Here is a 14,319-nt window from a genome sequence, read left to right on the forward strand (position 1 = left end):
TACGCTGTCAATGTGGCGGCGCTGGAACAGGCGCAGCCCAAAGACCTGGACGCCTCCGAGATCGATGTGCGCCTGGGCGCCACCTGGATCGACAAGGACTATATCCAGCAGTTCATGGAGGAGACCTTTGACACCCCGTGGCGGCTTCGGAACGCGGTCCAGGTGAAGTATTCGCCCTCCACCGCCGAGTGGCAGGTCACGGGCAAGAACGCCACAGGGCGGCACGATGTCACGGCATATATGACCTACGGCACAGACCGGGCCAGCGCCTACCGCATTTTGGAGGACACGCTGAACCTCCGGGATGTCCGCATCTATGACATCATCGAGGACGCAGACGGGAAACAGAAGCGGGTGCTGAACAAGAAGGAGACCACCCTTGCCCAGCAGAAGCAGCAGGCCATCAAGGACGCTTTCCGGGATTGGGTGTGGCGTGACCCCAGACGGCGGGAGGATTTAGTCAGGACCTACAACGAGCTGTTCAATTCCACCCGCCCCCGTGAGTATGACGGCAGCCACATCGTCCTGGGCGGCATGAACCCGGACATCACCCTGCGGGAACACCAGCGGGGCGCCATCGCCCATGTGCTTTACGGCGGGAACACCCTGCTTGCCCACGAAGTGGGCGCGGGCAAGACCTTTGAGATGGCAGCCTCGGCTATGGAGGCGAAGCGGCTGGGGCTGTGCCAGAAGTCCCTCTTTGTCGTGCCGAACCACCTGACCCTCCAGTGGGCCAGCGAGTTCCTGCGGCTCTACCCCAGCGCGAAGATACTGGTGGCCTCCAAAAAGGATTTTGAGACGGCCAACCGCAAGAAGTTCTGCGCCAGGATAGCGACCGGGGACTACGATGCCGTTATCATCGGCCACTCGCAGTTTGAGAAGATACCCATATCCGCCGAGCGGCAGGAGCGCATCTTGCAGGAGCAGATAGACGAGATCACCGACGCCATTGCGGAGATGAAGGCTATGCGGGGCGAGAGCTTCACCATCAAGCAGTTGGAAAAGACCCGGAGGTCTTTAGAGGCCCGGATGGAGAAGCTGCAGGCCGCCGACCGCAAGGACGATGTGATAACCTTTGAGCAGTTAGGTGTTGACCGGCTCTTTGTGGACGAGGCCCATGCGTTCAAAAATCTGTTCCTCTACACGAAGATGCGGAACGTGGCGGGGCTTTCCACCTCCGAGGCGCAGAAGTCCTCGGATATGTTCATGAAGTGCCAGTATATGGACGAACTGACCGGCGGGAAGGGTACGGTCTTTGCCACGGGGACCCCGGTGTCGAACAGTATGACGGAGCTTTACACCATGATGCGCTATCTGCAGCATGGTACGCTCCGGCAGAAGGGGCTGACCCATTTCGACCAGTGGGCCTCCACCTTTGGCGAGACCACCACGGCCATAGAGCTGGCCCCGGAGGGGACGGGCTACCGCGCCCGGACGAGGTTTGCCAAGTTCTTCAACCTCCCGGAGTTGATGAGTATGTTCAAAGAAGTGGCCGACATCAAGACCGCCGACCAGCTCCACCTCCCTGTGCCGGAGGCGAAGTTTGAGACTGTGGTGGTGCAGCCCTCGGAGATACAGAAAGAGATGGTGGCCGACCTGTCCGAACGGGCCGCCGCCGTCCACAACGGGAGCGTGGACCCCTCGGTGGACAATATGCTCAAGATCACCTCGGACGGGCGCAAGATCGGCCTCGACCAGCGGCTGATGAACCCGCTCCTGCCCGATGACCCGAACAGCAAACTGAACGCCTGTGTCCAGAATGTCCTCCATATCTGGGAGGAGGGGCAGGCGGACCGGCTGACCCAGTTATTGTTCTGCGACCTCTCCACGCCCAAGGGGGACGGCACGTTCAATGTCTATGAGGACATCCGGGATAAGCTGGTGGCGGCAGGCGTTCCCCGTGAGGAGATCGCCTTTATCCATGACGCCGACACAGAGGCGAAGAAGAAGGAGCTGTTCGGCAAGGTGCGGACCGGGGAGGTGCGCGTCCTGCTCGGCTCCACCCAGAAGATGGGCGCCGGGACCAACGTGCAGGACCGCCTTGTGGCTGTCCACCACCTGGATGTGGGCTGGCGCCCCGCCGACATGACCCAGCGCAACGGGCGCATCATCCGGCAGGGCAACCGCAACAAACAGGTGCAGGTGTTCCAGTATGTGACGGAGGGGACCTTTGACGCCTACCTCTACCAGACTTTGGAGAACAAGCAGAAATTCATCTCGCAGATCATGACCAGCAAGTCCCCCGTCCGAAGCTGTGACGATGTGGACGAGCAGGCGCTCTCCTATGCGGAGATCAAGGCCCTGTGCGCCGGAAATCCGCTGATCCGTGAGAAGATGGACCTTGATGTGGATGTGGCGAAGCTGAAAGTCCTCCGGGCCGACTACCAGAGCAAGCACTTCCGGCTGGAGGACCAGCTTTTGAAATACTTCCCCGCCGAGATCGAGGCCCAGCAGAGCCGCAACCGGGGCTTTGAGGCGGATATGAGGACGGCGGAGGCCCACCCGCTCCCGGAGGAGGGCTTTGTGGGGATGGAGGTCGGCGGCAGGCACTACACGGAAAAGGCGGATGCCGGGGACGCTATCCTTGCGCTGTGCAAGGAAATCAAAAGCACCGAGGGCATCCCCATCGGCAGTTACCGGGGCTTCCAGATGGAGCTTTCCTATGACACCTTTGAGAAGCAGTTCCAGATCACCTTGAAGGGCGAGATGAGCCACCGTGTCAGCCTGGGGACGGACGCCAGGGGCAACCTGACCCGTCTGGACAATGCCCTTGCCGGTATCCCCGGACGGTTGGAGCGGGGACAGGAGCAGTTGGAGAACCTGCGGAGCCAGCAGGCCGCCGCACAGGTGGAATTGACAAAGCCCTTCCCCCAGGAGGCGGAGCTTGCCGAAAAGAGTGCGAGGCTTGCGGAGCTGGACGCCGCCCTCAGCATGGACGAGAGCATCACCCAGGATGAGGCGGAAGTCAGCGAGGAGGTCGGCGAGGGCGAACGGCCCTCTGTTCTGGAGGACCTGAAAAAACGGGCGGCGGAGATACCCCCGGACAAAAAGCCCGGAAAGGAGCCGGAGCGCGGATGAAGAAAGAGGAAGAACTGAAGGTGCGTATCTCCCCCGAAGATAAGGAGCGCATCCGCTCCAAGATGGAGGAGGCCGGCATCCTGAACATGAGCGCCTATGTCCGCAAGATGGCGCTGGACGGTATCTGCGTGAAGCTGGACCTGGCGGATGTGCGCCAGCTCATTGTCCTGCTCCAGCGGTGCAGCACCAACCTGAACCAGTATGCGAAAAGGGCGAACGAGACAGGGAGCATCTATGTGGCGGACATCGAGGACCTGCGCTCCCGGCTGGAGGAGATATGGGAACTGTCCAGACAGTCCCTTGCCCACCTTGCCAATATCCGCTGAACGGCATGGGTCTCTAAAGCATGGAAAGAGGACGCGGAGTAATCCGCGCCCTTTACATATTTTTCACTGTATGGCAACAAAAAGGGCAGCCACCCACCAATGGATAACTGCCCCATAAACTGGAATTTATCGCTCCATAATCAGTCTTTTGTTGGTGCAATGATTACCTTACAATCAGAACAATAATGTGCTTCCGCTTTATATCCATTCGCCTTTAACGGTTTGAACTGATTGACCAGAGAAACTCCCTGTTCTGCAACAGAAAAAGAGAGAACCGATGGTCTTTCGCCGTCCGGAATCCAATGCACAGGTTGACCCCCATTAGGAATATAGCCCGGTTGCATTTCTTTTTGACAATATGGACATCTCATAGTACTTTCTCCTCCAAATTTCGATTTGTCGAGTTGAATTATACCACATACAACTTTGCACTTCAAGATGTGGCTGATAAATAAACCTCTACATACCCGGCATCCTTGCCGGACAGCGGGCCGACGCGGTAAACTGTATGCAGGAAACAGGAAAGGACGGGACACGATATGAGGCTTCTGAAACTCCCTTTGAAACTGCTGGCGCTCCCCCTGATGCTGGCGCTCTACACGCTCCATATCATCGGTAAACTGGCATCCAATCTCTCCACTTATGTTGTCGGGCTGTTCATGCTGGTCGTGCTGGCCTGCGGCATCTATCAGGTGTGCGTCCATGACTGGATGAATGTGGCGATCCTGTTCGGCGTGGAGGCTGTCTGCGTGGCGCTCCAGTTCTCCGCCATGTTCCTGGTGGAACTGGCTGGGGAGTGGGCCGGCAGCCTTGGGGCTTTCCTCCACTCATAAATCTTTGAAAGGATGTGCGAAGATGGATCTTCCGAAGAACGAGGCGCAGGTCCTGCTTGACTGGATGCGGGGGCAGATGTACGGCGATACCGTGACCGAGTGGACCTATGGGAACGAGCATGACCGCATGAGCGAAGCGGCGGATTTTCTGAGCGGTCTGCTTTCCCGTGAGGGCGGTGAGACGGACATCTATGGATAGGACAATTTGATAACCAGCGCACAGGAGGGAACGGCGATTGCCGCTCCTTCTTTTTTGCCCTTTTTACATACCGGGAAAGGGGGCATGACAATGAATTTATTTGAAGCGGTCAAGGACGCCGTACCAACGATAACGGCGGCGGAGCATTACGGGATTGAGGTCAAGCGCAACGGCATGGCCTGCTGTCCGTTCCACGATGACCGAACGCCCAGCATGAAGGTGGATAAGCGATTCCACTGCTTCGGCTGTCAGGAGGATGGGGATGTGATCGACTTTGTGGGCAAGCTGTTCGACCTCTCCCCCAAAAGAGCCGCCGAGAAGCTGGCGGAGGATTTTGGGGTGCGGTATGAGGGCCTGCAAACATGGCAGCCACAAAGGAGGCCGTCCGTCATTTCCAAACTGGCGGCGGCGCAGGAGTACCGCAAAAAGGAGAACCGCTGTTACCGTGTACTGTGCGAGTACCTCCATCTGCTCCGTGACTGGAAGGAGCAATACGCACCAAAGCCGGAGGACGAGGACTGGCATCCTCTGTTCTGCGAAGCCTTGCAGAAAATGGACTATGTGGAATATCTGCTGGACGAGCTGATCTCCGGCACTCTGGAGGAGCGCACCGCCATCGTGAAGGAAAAGGAGAAGGAATTGGGCGGCCTTGAAAAGAAGATCGCCGCTTTCGACCGCAGGGGGACAGCCGATCCGCAGAGGGACAGCTTCCCCGGAAAGGTGCGGAGTGTAAAGCTCCCGGAGGAACTGGCAATGTAAGTTTTTGAATGAGGGAGGTGGGCTATGGCGGCGACACGGCTGATTGCGCTCCATATCAACAGAGGTAAGACCATCGCCCAGACGCTGGCGGACAGGACGGACTATTCCAAAAATGAGGAAAAGACCGAGGGCGGCAGATATATCTCCAGCTATGAGTGCGATGCCCGGACAGCGGATGAGGAGTTCCTTTTGTCAAAGCGACAGTACGAACACATGACGGGCCGCCGCCAGAAGCATGATGTCATCGCCTACCAGATACGCCAGTCCTTCAAACCGGGAGAGGTCACGCCGGAGGAGGCCAACCGTATCGGCTATGAGCTGGGGATGCGCTTCACCAAAGGGAAACACGCCTTTATCGTTGCCACCCACACCGACCGGGCGCATATCCACAATCATATCATCTTCAATTCCACCGCTCTGGACTGCACCCGGAAGTTCAGGGATTTCTTTTTGTCCGGGCTGGCGCTCCAGAAAGTCAGTGACCGTTTGTGTCTGGAGCATGGGCTTTCTGTCATAGAGCCGCGCCCCTGCCGGGAACGGAAAAAGCGCACCGAGTACCCCAAGCGGACTTCCAACCGTGACGATCTGCGGGCTATCATTGATGCGGCATTACAAAGAAAGCCAAAGGACTTTGAAGAACTGATCTCTTTCCTGAAGGAGGCCGGGTGCGAGTACAAACCGGGCAAGCGGCCATCTATCCGATGCAGGGGGCAGGACCGTTTTGCCCGGTTCAGTTCGCTGGGCGATGGATATACGGTGGACGATCTGAAAGACGCTATTGCCGGGAAACGCAGGGAGCGGTCTCCGGGGAAAAGTCAGCAGGTCCACGACAAGAAGTTTTCCCTTCTCATTGATATCCAAGCGAAGCTGAACGAGGGGAAGGGAGCTGGATACCAGCGGTGGGCGACCCTCTTTAACCTGAAACAGATGGCACAGGTCATGTGCTTTTTGCAGGAGAACGAGATAAACAGCTTTGACGAGCTGGCGGCGAGGGCGGATGGGGCAGTCACTCAGTTTAATGGTCTGGGGGACTCCATCAAGGCGGCGGAACAGCGGATGCAGGAGATCGCCGCCTTGAAAAAACACATCATCAACTACTCCAAGACCAGGGAGGTCTATGTGGCCTACCGCAAGGCAGGGTACAGTAAAAAATTTTTTGAGGGGCATCGGGAGGCTATCACGCTCCACAAGGCGGCGAAGGAGGCTTTTGAACAGCTCGGCTTGAAAAAGCTCCCCCGTGTCAAGGAGTTGAACGCCGAGTATGCCCAGCTTCTGGAGCAGAAACGGGCGGCGTACCCGGCATACCGCAAGGCAAGGACGGAGATGCAGGAGTATCTTGTGGCGCAGAAAGTGGCGGCTGTTCTTCTGGAAAAGGAGAAGGAACAGGCGGCTATGGAGGAGCGGCGCAAGGAGGAACAGCGCACCGATCAGCACAGATGATCTTGGCGGGGCTGGCTTACAGGGATGTAGGCCAGCCCCGCTTTTTTCTTTTTTCCCGGAAACGCAGGGACTGTCGTTTCCGGCTCCAAGCGGGGCGCAAGCCCCGCCTGTCCCTGCGGAGCAGGGACAACAGCGTTCGGGAACCGAACGCGCAGCCAGCCCCGGCAACGGGGCTGTTCAAGGGGTTTGGGGTGCTACCCCAACAAGCAGAGAAACAGACATCTGGCGGCAACGCCGGATGTCTGTTTCGAGCATTTGTGGGAACAAATGCACTGCTTGCCAAGTAGCGCAACTGCTGATTCTCAAGCGTTATTGCTGATCATTTTCCTCCTGCTGTTTCATCAAAGTGGCATAACGAAGGAGTTGTTTCCGGGACGAAACTCCCAGTTTGTTGTAGATATTCTTGTTGTGAAACTTTAATGTATTTTCTGTAACTCCTAAGATCGCAATGATCTCTTTTGCGTTTTTCCCCTTAAGATACAGATCAAAGACCTTTCTTTCTGTTGGAGTAAGTTGACTAATCCCTTCCAAAAAATACTGAAAATCGTCGGGATCGATCTCTTGTTTTCTGGAATAGGCAAGTCGGGCAATTTCTGCCTGCGCGGACCCAAGATCACTGCTGGTCTGTTCCAGTTTGCTTTGCAGCCGTTCTTGTCTGCTCTCAGCTTCCAGTCGCTCTTGGTTCAAAGCGGATAAAGCTGCCTCGTGTTCTCGGTCCTGTTCTGCGAGGAAAGCAAAGAGGTCCTCAATCTCCAAAACATGAGACTCGCTCTGCGTCCGGTCTGTGTTAGTTTTAATCTGTTCCAAGTCTTTTAATATGGGTGCAACATATTTTTTGCTGCCCCAAAGAATGGAGACCAAAATGGCAAAAGAAGCGATAAACAAGAATGCGGCAATTTTGAGCCGCACCGTCTGCACAAGCGCCTGATATTCTGTGGCAGGGAGCATGGCAGCAACCATATGGGCAGTAGTCCCTATTGTTAGTTCCTGGGTCTTACCAACAAATTCAGTGTCTCCGCTATGGAAGGTAGTCAGGCTTGATCCGTTCTCAACAGAAAAAGAATTTTCAATTGGTGGGAAATAACCAGATTGATTCCCGGCGATCTGCCCTACATAACAATCCGAATCTTCCGTCAGCAAAGCGCAAAAGATATGTGCTTGGCTGCTTCCCATCGTCTTATGGGAAAGCGAAAAATACAGACTGCTGATCTCAAAGCCGCACACACCAATCGTGTTGCCACCAGAATCTAAAACAGGTATACAGAGAAAGCGCACACTTTCCCATGTGTCAGGCAGTTTATAAACGGATGTAAGAAAGAAGGCGCCGGAGATGCTCTCGCTTTTGCCGGACATCACTCCATCGATTTCCGGGAATAACCCCTCTTGTGTTTCCAACTGCCATGTACTATGGAGATTGATGTTTTTTTCTCGTGCGACAGTAGAAAATCCACGAAAAAGACAAACATCATTATGGATTGTGTTTTCCGCATAAAGATTTGCAAACTTTAGATACAGCCCATTATAGCTTTTATTAGGCAGTGCATCGTTGACCGTTGTTTTCAAAAAGCAAAATGCTCCGCTGCAAGGTGCAAGTTTCATATTGCTGCTGACGACATCAAAGAGCCTGTTTTGCATGGACTCCAGTGCGTCAGGAGTATTGCGAAGTTCGTTGAAGGTAATCCCAGCATCTGAAAGTTCGTCTTTGACTGCCGCTGTTATCTGTTGGGAAAAGGCAAGCACATAGGCTGCCTGATCATTGCTTTGATGCTCTAGGGAGTATACAGAGTTCTCAAGTTGATTGCTTAAAGCCCGCTCAATTTCATATCCAATAGGATCGATTGCACCGAAAAGGAACAATAGCATAGCAATCAAGAACGCAAAAAAGAGCATTATGGTAAAAAGATAGAGCATCAGGCGGCGGCGCATGGAAACGCTCTGCGTCTGAGCCGCCTCCAGTACTGATCTGATTTCTTTTAGGCGTAGTATCATGGTTTTCCCCCTTTTGTGTCACCGCTCTACGGCCTCCTGAATTTCCGAAAGCGAAGAGTCAAGGAGTTCTGACATCACTGTCTCCGGGTCATCCCCGCGCTCTATGCGGCTGATATAGTCCCGGTGGGCAGCAGACAATATGCTCTTTGCGGTCTCCTCAAACCTGGATTGCGCTTTGCCGGAAGCGTCATACAGCGGCAAAGGGCAAAAGGAGTAGGAGCCATACATTTGGTCCACCGCACCATAGAGCATATGGGATTTCTCATTCTCAATCATATCTATATTTGAAAACAGAGCAGAAAAGGCATTTTCCGTAACCGGCAAATAGCCGGAAGCAATCACAAAGTCCAGATTGTGTTCTTTCTGTGTGATCCATTTTCCAAAAATGGCGGCGGCTCTATTTTTTCGCTCGTCCTCACTTTTCATGGAAAACAAACCAGTTCCCCTTTGTATAACCACTGGCGAGGCATCAGAAAAGGTGGGGTAGGGATATACCGCTGTTTCAATTTCTTCGGTGGTATTGTCCTGGTAGGTTACATAGTCCCTCAGATACAACATCCCTGCTGTGGAACCGATATTGCTGATAACCTCGGCTGTTTTCCAGCGGTCGGAAGCATAACCGTCACCAGTACAAAGTCCTCCATGGATCGCCGCACGGGCCATTGGCAGATAGGCTTGTTCAAATTCTGCACTGCACAGGTCCGGCTTTCCATTCCGAATGAACTGTCCGCCCAGCCCGGAGACATTGACCAGGAAGTAGTGATAGAAGTCGTTAATTTGGAACATCTCTGCGCCGCCTGACCAATCGTAGTATTGGCAGCACAGAGCAAAGAGAGATTCAAAATGGAGAAGCTCTTCTTCCGATACTCCTGTGTCAGCGGCAAAGCGGTCAAATATCGTCTTGTTTAAGAATAACAGTTCTGTTGATTTGGCGATGGGCAGCATAACCAGCCGTCCATCTATAACGCCTTCTGCCAGAAACTCATCCACATAAGCAGAGCGTTCTTCCTCTGAAAGATAACCACTCCAATCCAAGAGCCGGTCAAGCCCAATCTCTTCTGCCACCCTCGGATAGGCCGTGAACAGATCCGGCATGGGAACCGCCCCCGGTTCGTTATTGGCAGAGGCAATCAGCGCATCGTCAATAGCGGTAGAATTTGTGACGGAGACAACAGAAATAACAATACCGCTTTCTTTCCCCTTCGTTTGGTTAAACTCATCGATCATTACATTGAGCGGCGATTCTGTCTGACTTCCATAGACGTGCCACATCGTCAATGTGATGGGATCGTTTGTAACCTTATTTCCACAGCCGGTCATGCCCACCAGCAGTATGATGGTGAGAAAGAAAATACATAATTTTTTCATTTTGGTGTCCTCCTATACCCTGCATGGTCCTCACCAGCCTCTGTCCTAAAGTGCGTCAATGACAGCGGAGAGATAGCTGGAAGAAACGGAACCGTAAATAAAATTGTCTACCAGACCGTCCTTCTTGGCCTGCCGCACCCTGTCCGCCAGCTTTTTCTCTGTGTTTTCATCCACCACCAGCACGATCTTGCAATCTGGCTGAGCCTTTTTCAGAGCGTTTCGGATTTTTAGCCGCTCCTCCAGTGTCCAGGATGTGTATACGGTAACTTCCATAATCAGAACATTTGCAAGCACAGCATCACATAGCGACAGAGTTTTGTCCGGGCTCTCGCTCATGACTGGTTCCAGATTGGAATCAAAGTTGCGTAAGGCTTCGGCTACTGCGTCCGCAAACAGGACATTCTGCATATCAATCACGATTCTTCGCATAAGGCGGCCTCCTATCAATCATTTTGAATCCTTTGATGATACCAGTATAGCGAAGAAGCCATTTTCTCGCACTGTCCCTGAGTACAGTTTTTTGAAGTTTTCTCAAAAAAATTTCCCGGCTTCATTGAAACCGGGAAATAAAGCTGTGTGCTCTGTTATTTGGTTATGTCAAAGTCCAGATCCTCCGGGAGGCTCGGAATAATAAATTTTTTGCCTGTAACTGCTATGGCAAGGCGGGTCTTGTTGGCATAGCCTGTTTTTTGCAGGATGTTGGAAACATGATATTTCACGGTCCTCTCTGTGATAGAAAGAGTCTGGGCGATCTCGCTGTATTCCAGACCATCACATACAAGGCGCAGTACCTGGATTTCTTTTGCAGTCAGATCGGTGCTGCTTACAAGACCTAATTTCACTTGTGGCGTTTCATGGGGAAAGAGATGTTCTCCTGCCATTGTGCGATCAATGACATCGATCAGGTCTTCGGGACTTAAATCTTTGTACCAAAAGCTGTCTATCTTTGCGGCTTTGGCTCTTTCTAAAAAACCGACCTCGACCATTGATGTGACAACGATGATCTTTATGTTTGGGAACGCCACTTTGATCTCGGCGGCAGCTTCGATGCCATCCTTGTTTCCAGCAGTACAGACATCCATCAAGATCAGGTCGATCATCTGACGCTTGCAATAGGCAAGTGCAACATCCGCGCCGCTTATACTGGCTGCCAGGGCATATTTTTCACTGTCGGAGATCATTCTCTCCATATATTTGCGGGGCATCCGCTGATCTTCTACAATTAACACCTGTTTCACTCTGCCGCCTCCTTTTCTACGGGCATGACGATTATCAGCGTAAAGGCTGGTGACCACTGTATTTCCATCGTACCTCCTAAGTTCGTAACATGGCGGTGAAGGTTGAGTAACCCGCCCCTCGGCACAATGACGCTTTCAGGGGGCTTTCCGTTATTTGTGATACGCAGGGAAATGTTGTTTCCGTCCTGCCGGGCGGTGACATAAAGGGCCGTTGCATCCGCATGGCGGACGCCGTTGGTGAGACATTCCCGCATGGCGATCACAAATATGCGATATATTTCCTCCTGCTTTGGTAATTCGCCAGCCATTTCTACCTTTACGCCGATGGTACTGGCATCCCGCAAAAATTCCGCAAGCTCCCCGCGCTCCTGGGGGTATTCATTGTCATTTTTAATGGTTCTGATTGCTTTTTGAAACAATAGAAGGCTGTCTGCGGCCTCCTGGGATACCTGCTCTTGCTGCAAAATCTGCCGCATAGCAATGATCCCCGCCCCCATCTGGTCATGCAGTTTGGTTTTTGCCGACAGGACTTCCGTTTCCTTTGTCAATGTCAGTACATTATCCGAAAGAATCTTTAAGTCACGGGAGAATTTTTTGAGCTGCTCAGTCTGTTCCTTGAGTCTCAGTCCCTTTTCGTAAAGTTCAGTCACATCTGAGAAGATCGCCTCTGTGTAAACTGTACCGTCTGGTACCGTTATCTCCGTCTGGGAGTAGCGCCAAGCCTTACCATCGGGGAACAGATAGGTTTGCTCTTCATCCGGTAGCCTTACAACACCGCTTTTCTTATCACACTCTGTAAGTGCCTGCCGCAATTCATCGAAGTGCTGGAGATCGCTTTGCGCCAGTATGTGGAACAAGCGGTGCATTTGTAGATTGCACAGTTTGAAATCACCCGATGGGGTGAAATAGCAGATCGCGTTGGGCAACATATCGATTGCCTGCTTCACGGAATTGTGGCTAAGTGTCCGGCCTTTCCGATGGATCAACACAGCGGTTTGACCAAGGAGCAAAGTACCCACCATGCCAGCGATGCACCACAGCGACCACATTGGAAATGGCAGCAAAGGATTGATAGGAAGTCCATCGGCCTTTTTGTCAAAGGCATCCCCGGCAATGCACAGCAGGATCAGCAAAGCGATAAATACCCCGGCGTTCAGAAGCCTGCACCGTCTGCTCCCACCTCGGTCAGGGGATGCAAGAAAAAGAAACACATCCAATATCAAAGAAAAGAACAGGCAGATCATCCATACGGACTGTTCCATTTCGGAGGATAAATAGAATGTTGTCACGTTTGTCCACCCGCCTTTCCGATGCGGAGGATAAAGCGCCATACGCCATCCTCAAAGGAGCAGCTTTCACAGGTATCCCGAAAATCTGCAAGGGAGCTTTCGCATTCCACCTCCAGACGGAGGATGATCGAATCTGCAAGAATACGCGCTTTCAACCAAACAAAGCTCATATCATCTATAGCGGTCTCCATCACCTTCTCAAAAAAGTCGTAGACCAGGATTGCGTCCTGGGTAAAGATTTTGCTGCCCTTCGGAATGTCCGCTTCACATTCGACCCCCATCAGTTTCAAATTTGAAAAGGATTCCTCCATGCAAAGGGCCAGTTCTGTGGTATCGATGGTTTCCGTTTTTTCACGGATAAAGATTAGGTTGCCTCTGCGTTTTATGTAAGCGCCGATTACAGTGATCTTCGCAAGCAGACTGCGGCGCTTTTCCGGATTTTCTTCTTCGTCATATAGATAAAACAGGTCATTCAATAAATCGATCTGATGAGCGGTTTCTTCCTGTAAAAGGTCATAGAGCCGATTCTTTTCCCGCAAGGTGTGGATCTCCAGCTTGATACGATAATTTTCCTGTTCCAGATGGTTGCTTTCTGCAATGGTTTCCTTGTTTTCTTCTAACTTTTTGAGCAGTATGGTAATATCTGTTATATCTTCCTGCCAATACACATGACCGCCTTCGATAGGGTAACTTTTTAGCAGGGTATGTTTATCAAGGTTAACAGCGCCCGCCTCTGCCGTACACATGATCTGTTCAGAAAGCACAGGCGAATTTGCGGAGGCGTAGCGGACCTTATGGTCGTGATCAGCAATCTGGGCGCCGAAGGTCCCGGCCTTAAACAGCTCATCATAGCCAGTATTGGTCTGAATCAATCCGCACTGGATACAGCTTTCCAGTATGGCGGTAAACATCAGGCACTGCACCGCTGTAATATCTCCGCCTATCACTTGCATCCACCTGGCTCCGCTGGCGTAGATAAAGGCATATAGAATGGAGCAGGACAGCAGAAGCGCCGGTAAGTATTTTCTCCTTTGCGCCAAACGGCATTTGATGAGCATGATCACAAAGGCGGCCAGCGCACAGATGATCTCCCACCCGATAACAAAATAATATCCGTACTCGTATCCGTTATCCGTATCGCTCCAAACCGTTCCGGTCGGGAAGGAGAAAACAAGCTGATGGAGATCGTTTGTCAGTACCAGCAGCAGAAAGAACAGGGTGGGAAGATAGAGCAGTCTTGTCCATTTGGGCAGATGGTAGCTTTCCGGCTTACCCAGCGACATGGAAACAAACACGGAAAGCAGAGGTATGAACAGCATAGGACAATAGTACCAGTACCATAGATGCCGGATCGCATCAGGAGCGACCACAAAAAAATATTTTATTGACCGTATAACAAACCAGAAGACGGTCAGACATGAAACGCCGACCATATAGCGGCGCACCAGTGTTTGTAAAATGCGATGGCTGACAGAGAGACCCCAGCCAATGTACAGACTGATATAAAGGATCGTGCGGACCAAACCCAGCGGTACGGGAAAAACATCAAACTTTCCCAAAACGCGGGCAGAGATAGCACAGACGATCAGCACAGCTACCAGGACTCCCGTTCTTTGATTCTGCTTAGTCATGCGTGGACACCTCCCCGCGAAATACAACTCTCATCACCGTATTTTCCTTGGTATCTCATTTACAGCATTTCCAGTCTTAGCCTTGAAAGAAACCTGATTTTTTGTTTCCCCTACCCATTTTTCGGTTCGGGGTGGCAAGAAAATCAGATTTTTTCTTTTCAACCCTACC

General features: G+C 52.5%; 13 protein-coding genes. 6 read left to right on the forward strand and 7 right to left on the reverse strand.

All coding sequences use genetic code 11. From position 1 onward, the window contains the following. Window positions 1-534 precede the first annotated feature (534 nt). Together LIZ87_RS23060 and LIZ87_RS08195 are read left to right on the forward strand one after the other, a co-directional pair. Window positions 535-3,078, forward strand: a complete 2,544-nt coding sequence (locus LIZ87_RS23060) for an SNF2-related protein (protein ID WP_330664572.1) — start codon at window positions 535-537, stop codon at window positions 3,076-3,078. Further along, window positions 3,075-3,404 (forward strand): plasmid mobilization protein, encoded by a 330-nt coding sequence (locus tag LIZ87_RS08195; protein ID WP_227146282.1) that lies wholly within the window; start codon window positions 3,075-3,077, stop codon window positions 3,402-3,404. Before LIZ87_RS23060 ends, LIZ87_RS08195 begins: the two co-directional genes overlap by 4 nt. 140 nt (window positions 3,405-3,544) lie before the next feature. Here the strand turns inward: LIZ87_RS08195 and LIZ87_RS08200 are convergent, their stop codons facing one another. Continuing rightward, window positions 3,545-3,775 carry a PF20097 family protein gene (locus LIZ87_RS08200; RefSeq protein WP_227146285.1) on the reverse strand — a complete coding sequence of 77 codons (231 nt, stop codon included), beginning with the start codon at window positions 3,773-3,775 and terminating at the stop codon, window positions 3,545-3,547. 168 nt (window positions 3,776-3,943) lie between these two features. Between LIZ87_RS08200 and LIZ87_RS08205 the strand changes: the two genes are divergently transcribed. The 4 genes from LIZ87_RS08205 to LIZ87_RS08220 all read left to right on the forward strand — a co-directional run bounded on the left by LIZ87_RS08205 (window position 3,944) and on the right by LIZ87_RS08220 (window position 6,635). Beyond that, a complete protein-coding gene (locus tag LIZ87_RS08205) occupies window positions 3,944-4,237 on the forward strand; it encodes a hypothetical protein (RefSeq protein WP_227146287.1) in 294 nt (97 codons plus the stop codon). 4 nt (window positions 4,238-4,241) lie between these two features. Then, window positions 4,242-4,436, forward strand: a complete 195-nt coding sequence (locus LIZ87_RS08210; protein WP_227146291.1) for a hypothetical protein — start codon at window positions 4,242-4,244, stop codon at window positions 4,434-4,436. Between the two features lie 90 nt (window positions 4,437-4,526). Continuing rightward, on the forward strand, window positions 4,527-5,195 hold the full coding sequence (locus LIZ87_RS08215; RefSeq protein ID WP_227146294.1) for a CHC2 zinc finger domain-containing protein: 669 nt from the start codon (window positions 4,527-4,529) through the stop codon (window positions 5,193-5,195). 24 nt (window positions 5,196-5,219) lie between these two features. Further along, entirely contained in the window at window positions 5,220-6,635 is a 1,416-nt protein-coding gene (locus LIZ87_RS08220) for a relaxase/mobilization nuclease domain-containing protein (RefSeq protein ID WP_227146297.1), read from the forward strand. A gap of 309 nt (window positions 6,636-6,944) precedes the next feature. Here the strand turns inward: LIZ87_RS08220 and LIZ87_RS08225 are convergent, their stop codons facing one another. From LIZ87_RS08225 to LIZ87_RS08255, 6 genes are all read right to left on the reverse strand, one after another. Continuing rightward, entirely contained in the window at window positions 6,945-8,624 is a 1,680-nt protein-coding gene (locus LIZ87_RS08225; RefSeq protein ID WP_227146300.1) for a helix-turn-helix transcriptional regulator, read from the reverse strand. Between the two features lie 18 nt (window positions 8,625-8,642). After that, on the reverse strand, window positions 8,643-9,992 hold the full coding sequence (locus tag LIZ87_RS08230; RefSeq protein WP_227146303.1) for an ABC transporter substrate-binding protein: 1,350 nt from the start codon (window positions 9,990-9,992) through the stop codon (window positions 8,643-8,645). A gap of 45 nt (window positions 9,993-10,037) precedes the next feature. Next, window positions 10,038-10,421 carry a hypothetical protein gene (locus tag LIZ87_RS08235; protein WP_154465347.1) on the reverse strand — a complete coding sequence of 128 codons (384 nt, stop codon included), beginning with the start codon at window positions 10,419-10,421 and terminating at the stop codon, window positions 10,038-10,040. Window positions 10,422-10,576: 155 nt separating this feature from the next. Beyond that, window positions 10,577-11,230 carry a response regulator transcription factor gene (locus LIZ87_RS22560; protein WP_177991370.1) on the reverse strand — a complete coding sequence of 218 codons (654 nt, stop codon included), beginning with the start codon at window positions 11,228-11,230 and terminating at the stop codon, window positions 10,577-10,579. Then, window positions 11,227-12,363: a sensor histidine kinase gene (locus LIZ87_RS08250; protein ID WP_227146306.1), complete on the reverse strand. Its 1,137-nt coding sequence runs from the start codon at window positions 12,361-12,363 to the stop codon at window positions 11,227-11,229. The genes LIZ87_RS22560 and LIZ87_RS08250 overlap by 4 nt, the downstream gene beginning before the upstream one ends. A 152-nt stretch (window positions 12,364-12,515) precedes the next feature. Then, a complete protein-coding gene (locus tag LIZ87_RS08255) occupies window positions 12,516-14,150 on the reverse strand; it encodes a histidine kinase N-terminal 7TM domain-containing protein (RefSeq protein WP_227146309.1) in 1,635 nt (544 codons plus the stop codon). Between the last annotated feature and the right edge of the window lie 169 nt (window positions 14,151-14,319).

The sequence above is a fragment of the Lacrimispora sp. 210928-DFI.3.58 genome (assembly GCF_020554865.1).
Lineage (GTDB): Bacteria > Bacillota > Clostridia > Lachnospirales > Lachnospiraceae > Enterocloster.

What these genes read in the sequence shown, in the direction of transcription:
- LIZ87_RS08225 (WP_227146300.1), bottom strand. Translation starts at nt 8,624, where the DNA reads ATGATACTACGCCTAAAAGAAATCAGATCAGTACTGGAGGCGGCTCAG.
- LIZ87_RS08235 (WP_154465347.1), bottom strand. Translation starts at nt 10,421, where the DNA reads ATGCGAAGAATCGTGATTGATATGCAGAATGTCCTGTTTGCGGACGCA.
- LIZ87_RS08205 (WP_227146287.1), top strand. Translation starts at nt 3,944, where the DNA reads ATGAGGCTTCTGAAACTCCCTTTGAAACTGCTGGCGCTCCCCCTGATG.
- LIZ87_RS08220 (WP_227146297.1), top strand. Translation starts at nt 5,220, where the DNA reads ATGGCGGCGACACGGCTGATTGCGCTCCATATCAACAGAGGTAAGACC.
- LIZ87_RS08255 (WP_227146309.1), bottom strand. Translation starts at nt 14,150, where the DNA reads ATGACTAAGCAGAATCAAAGAACGGGAGTCCTGGTAGCTGTGCTGATC.
- LIZ87_RS08195 (WP_227146282.1), top strand. Translation starts at nt 3,075, where the DNA reads ATGAAGAAAGAGGAAGAACTGAAGGTGCGTATCTCCCCCGAAGATAAG.
- LIZ87_RS23060 (WP_330664572.1), top strand. Translation starts at nt 535, where the DNA reads ATGAACCCGGACATCACCCTGCGGGAACACCAGCGGGGCGCCATCGCC.
- LIZ87_RS08200 (WP_227146285.1), bottom strand. Translation starts at nt 3,775, where the DNA reads ATGAGATGTCCATATTGTCAAAAAGAAATGCAACCGGGCTATATTCCT.
- LIZ87_RS08215 (WP_227146294.1), top strand. Translation starts at nt 4,527, where the DNA reads ATGAATTTATTTGAAGCGGTCAAGGACGCCGTACCAACGATAACGGCG.
- LIZ87_RS08230 (WP_227146303.1), bottom strand. Translation starts at nt 9,992, where the DNA reads ATGAAAAAATTATGTATTTTCTTTCTCACCATCATACTGCTGGTGGGC.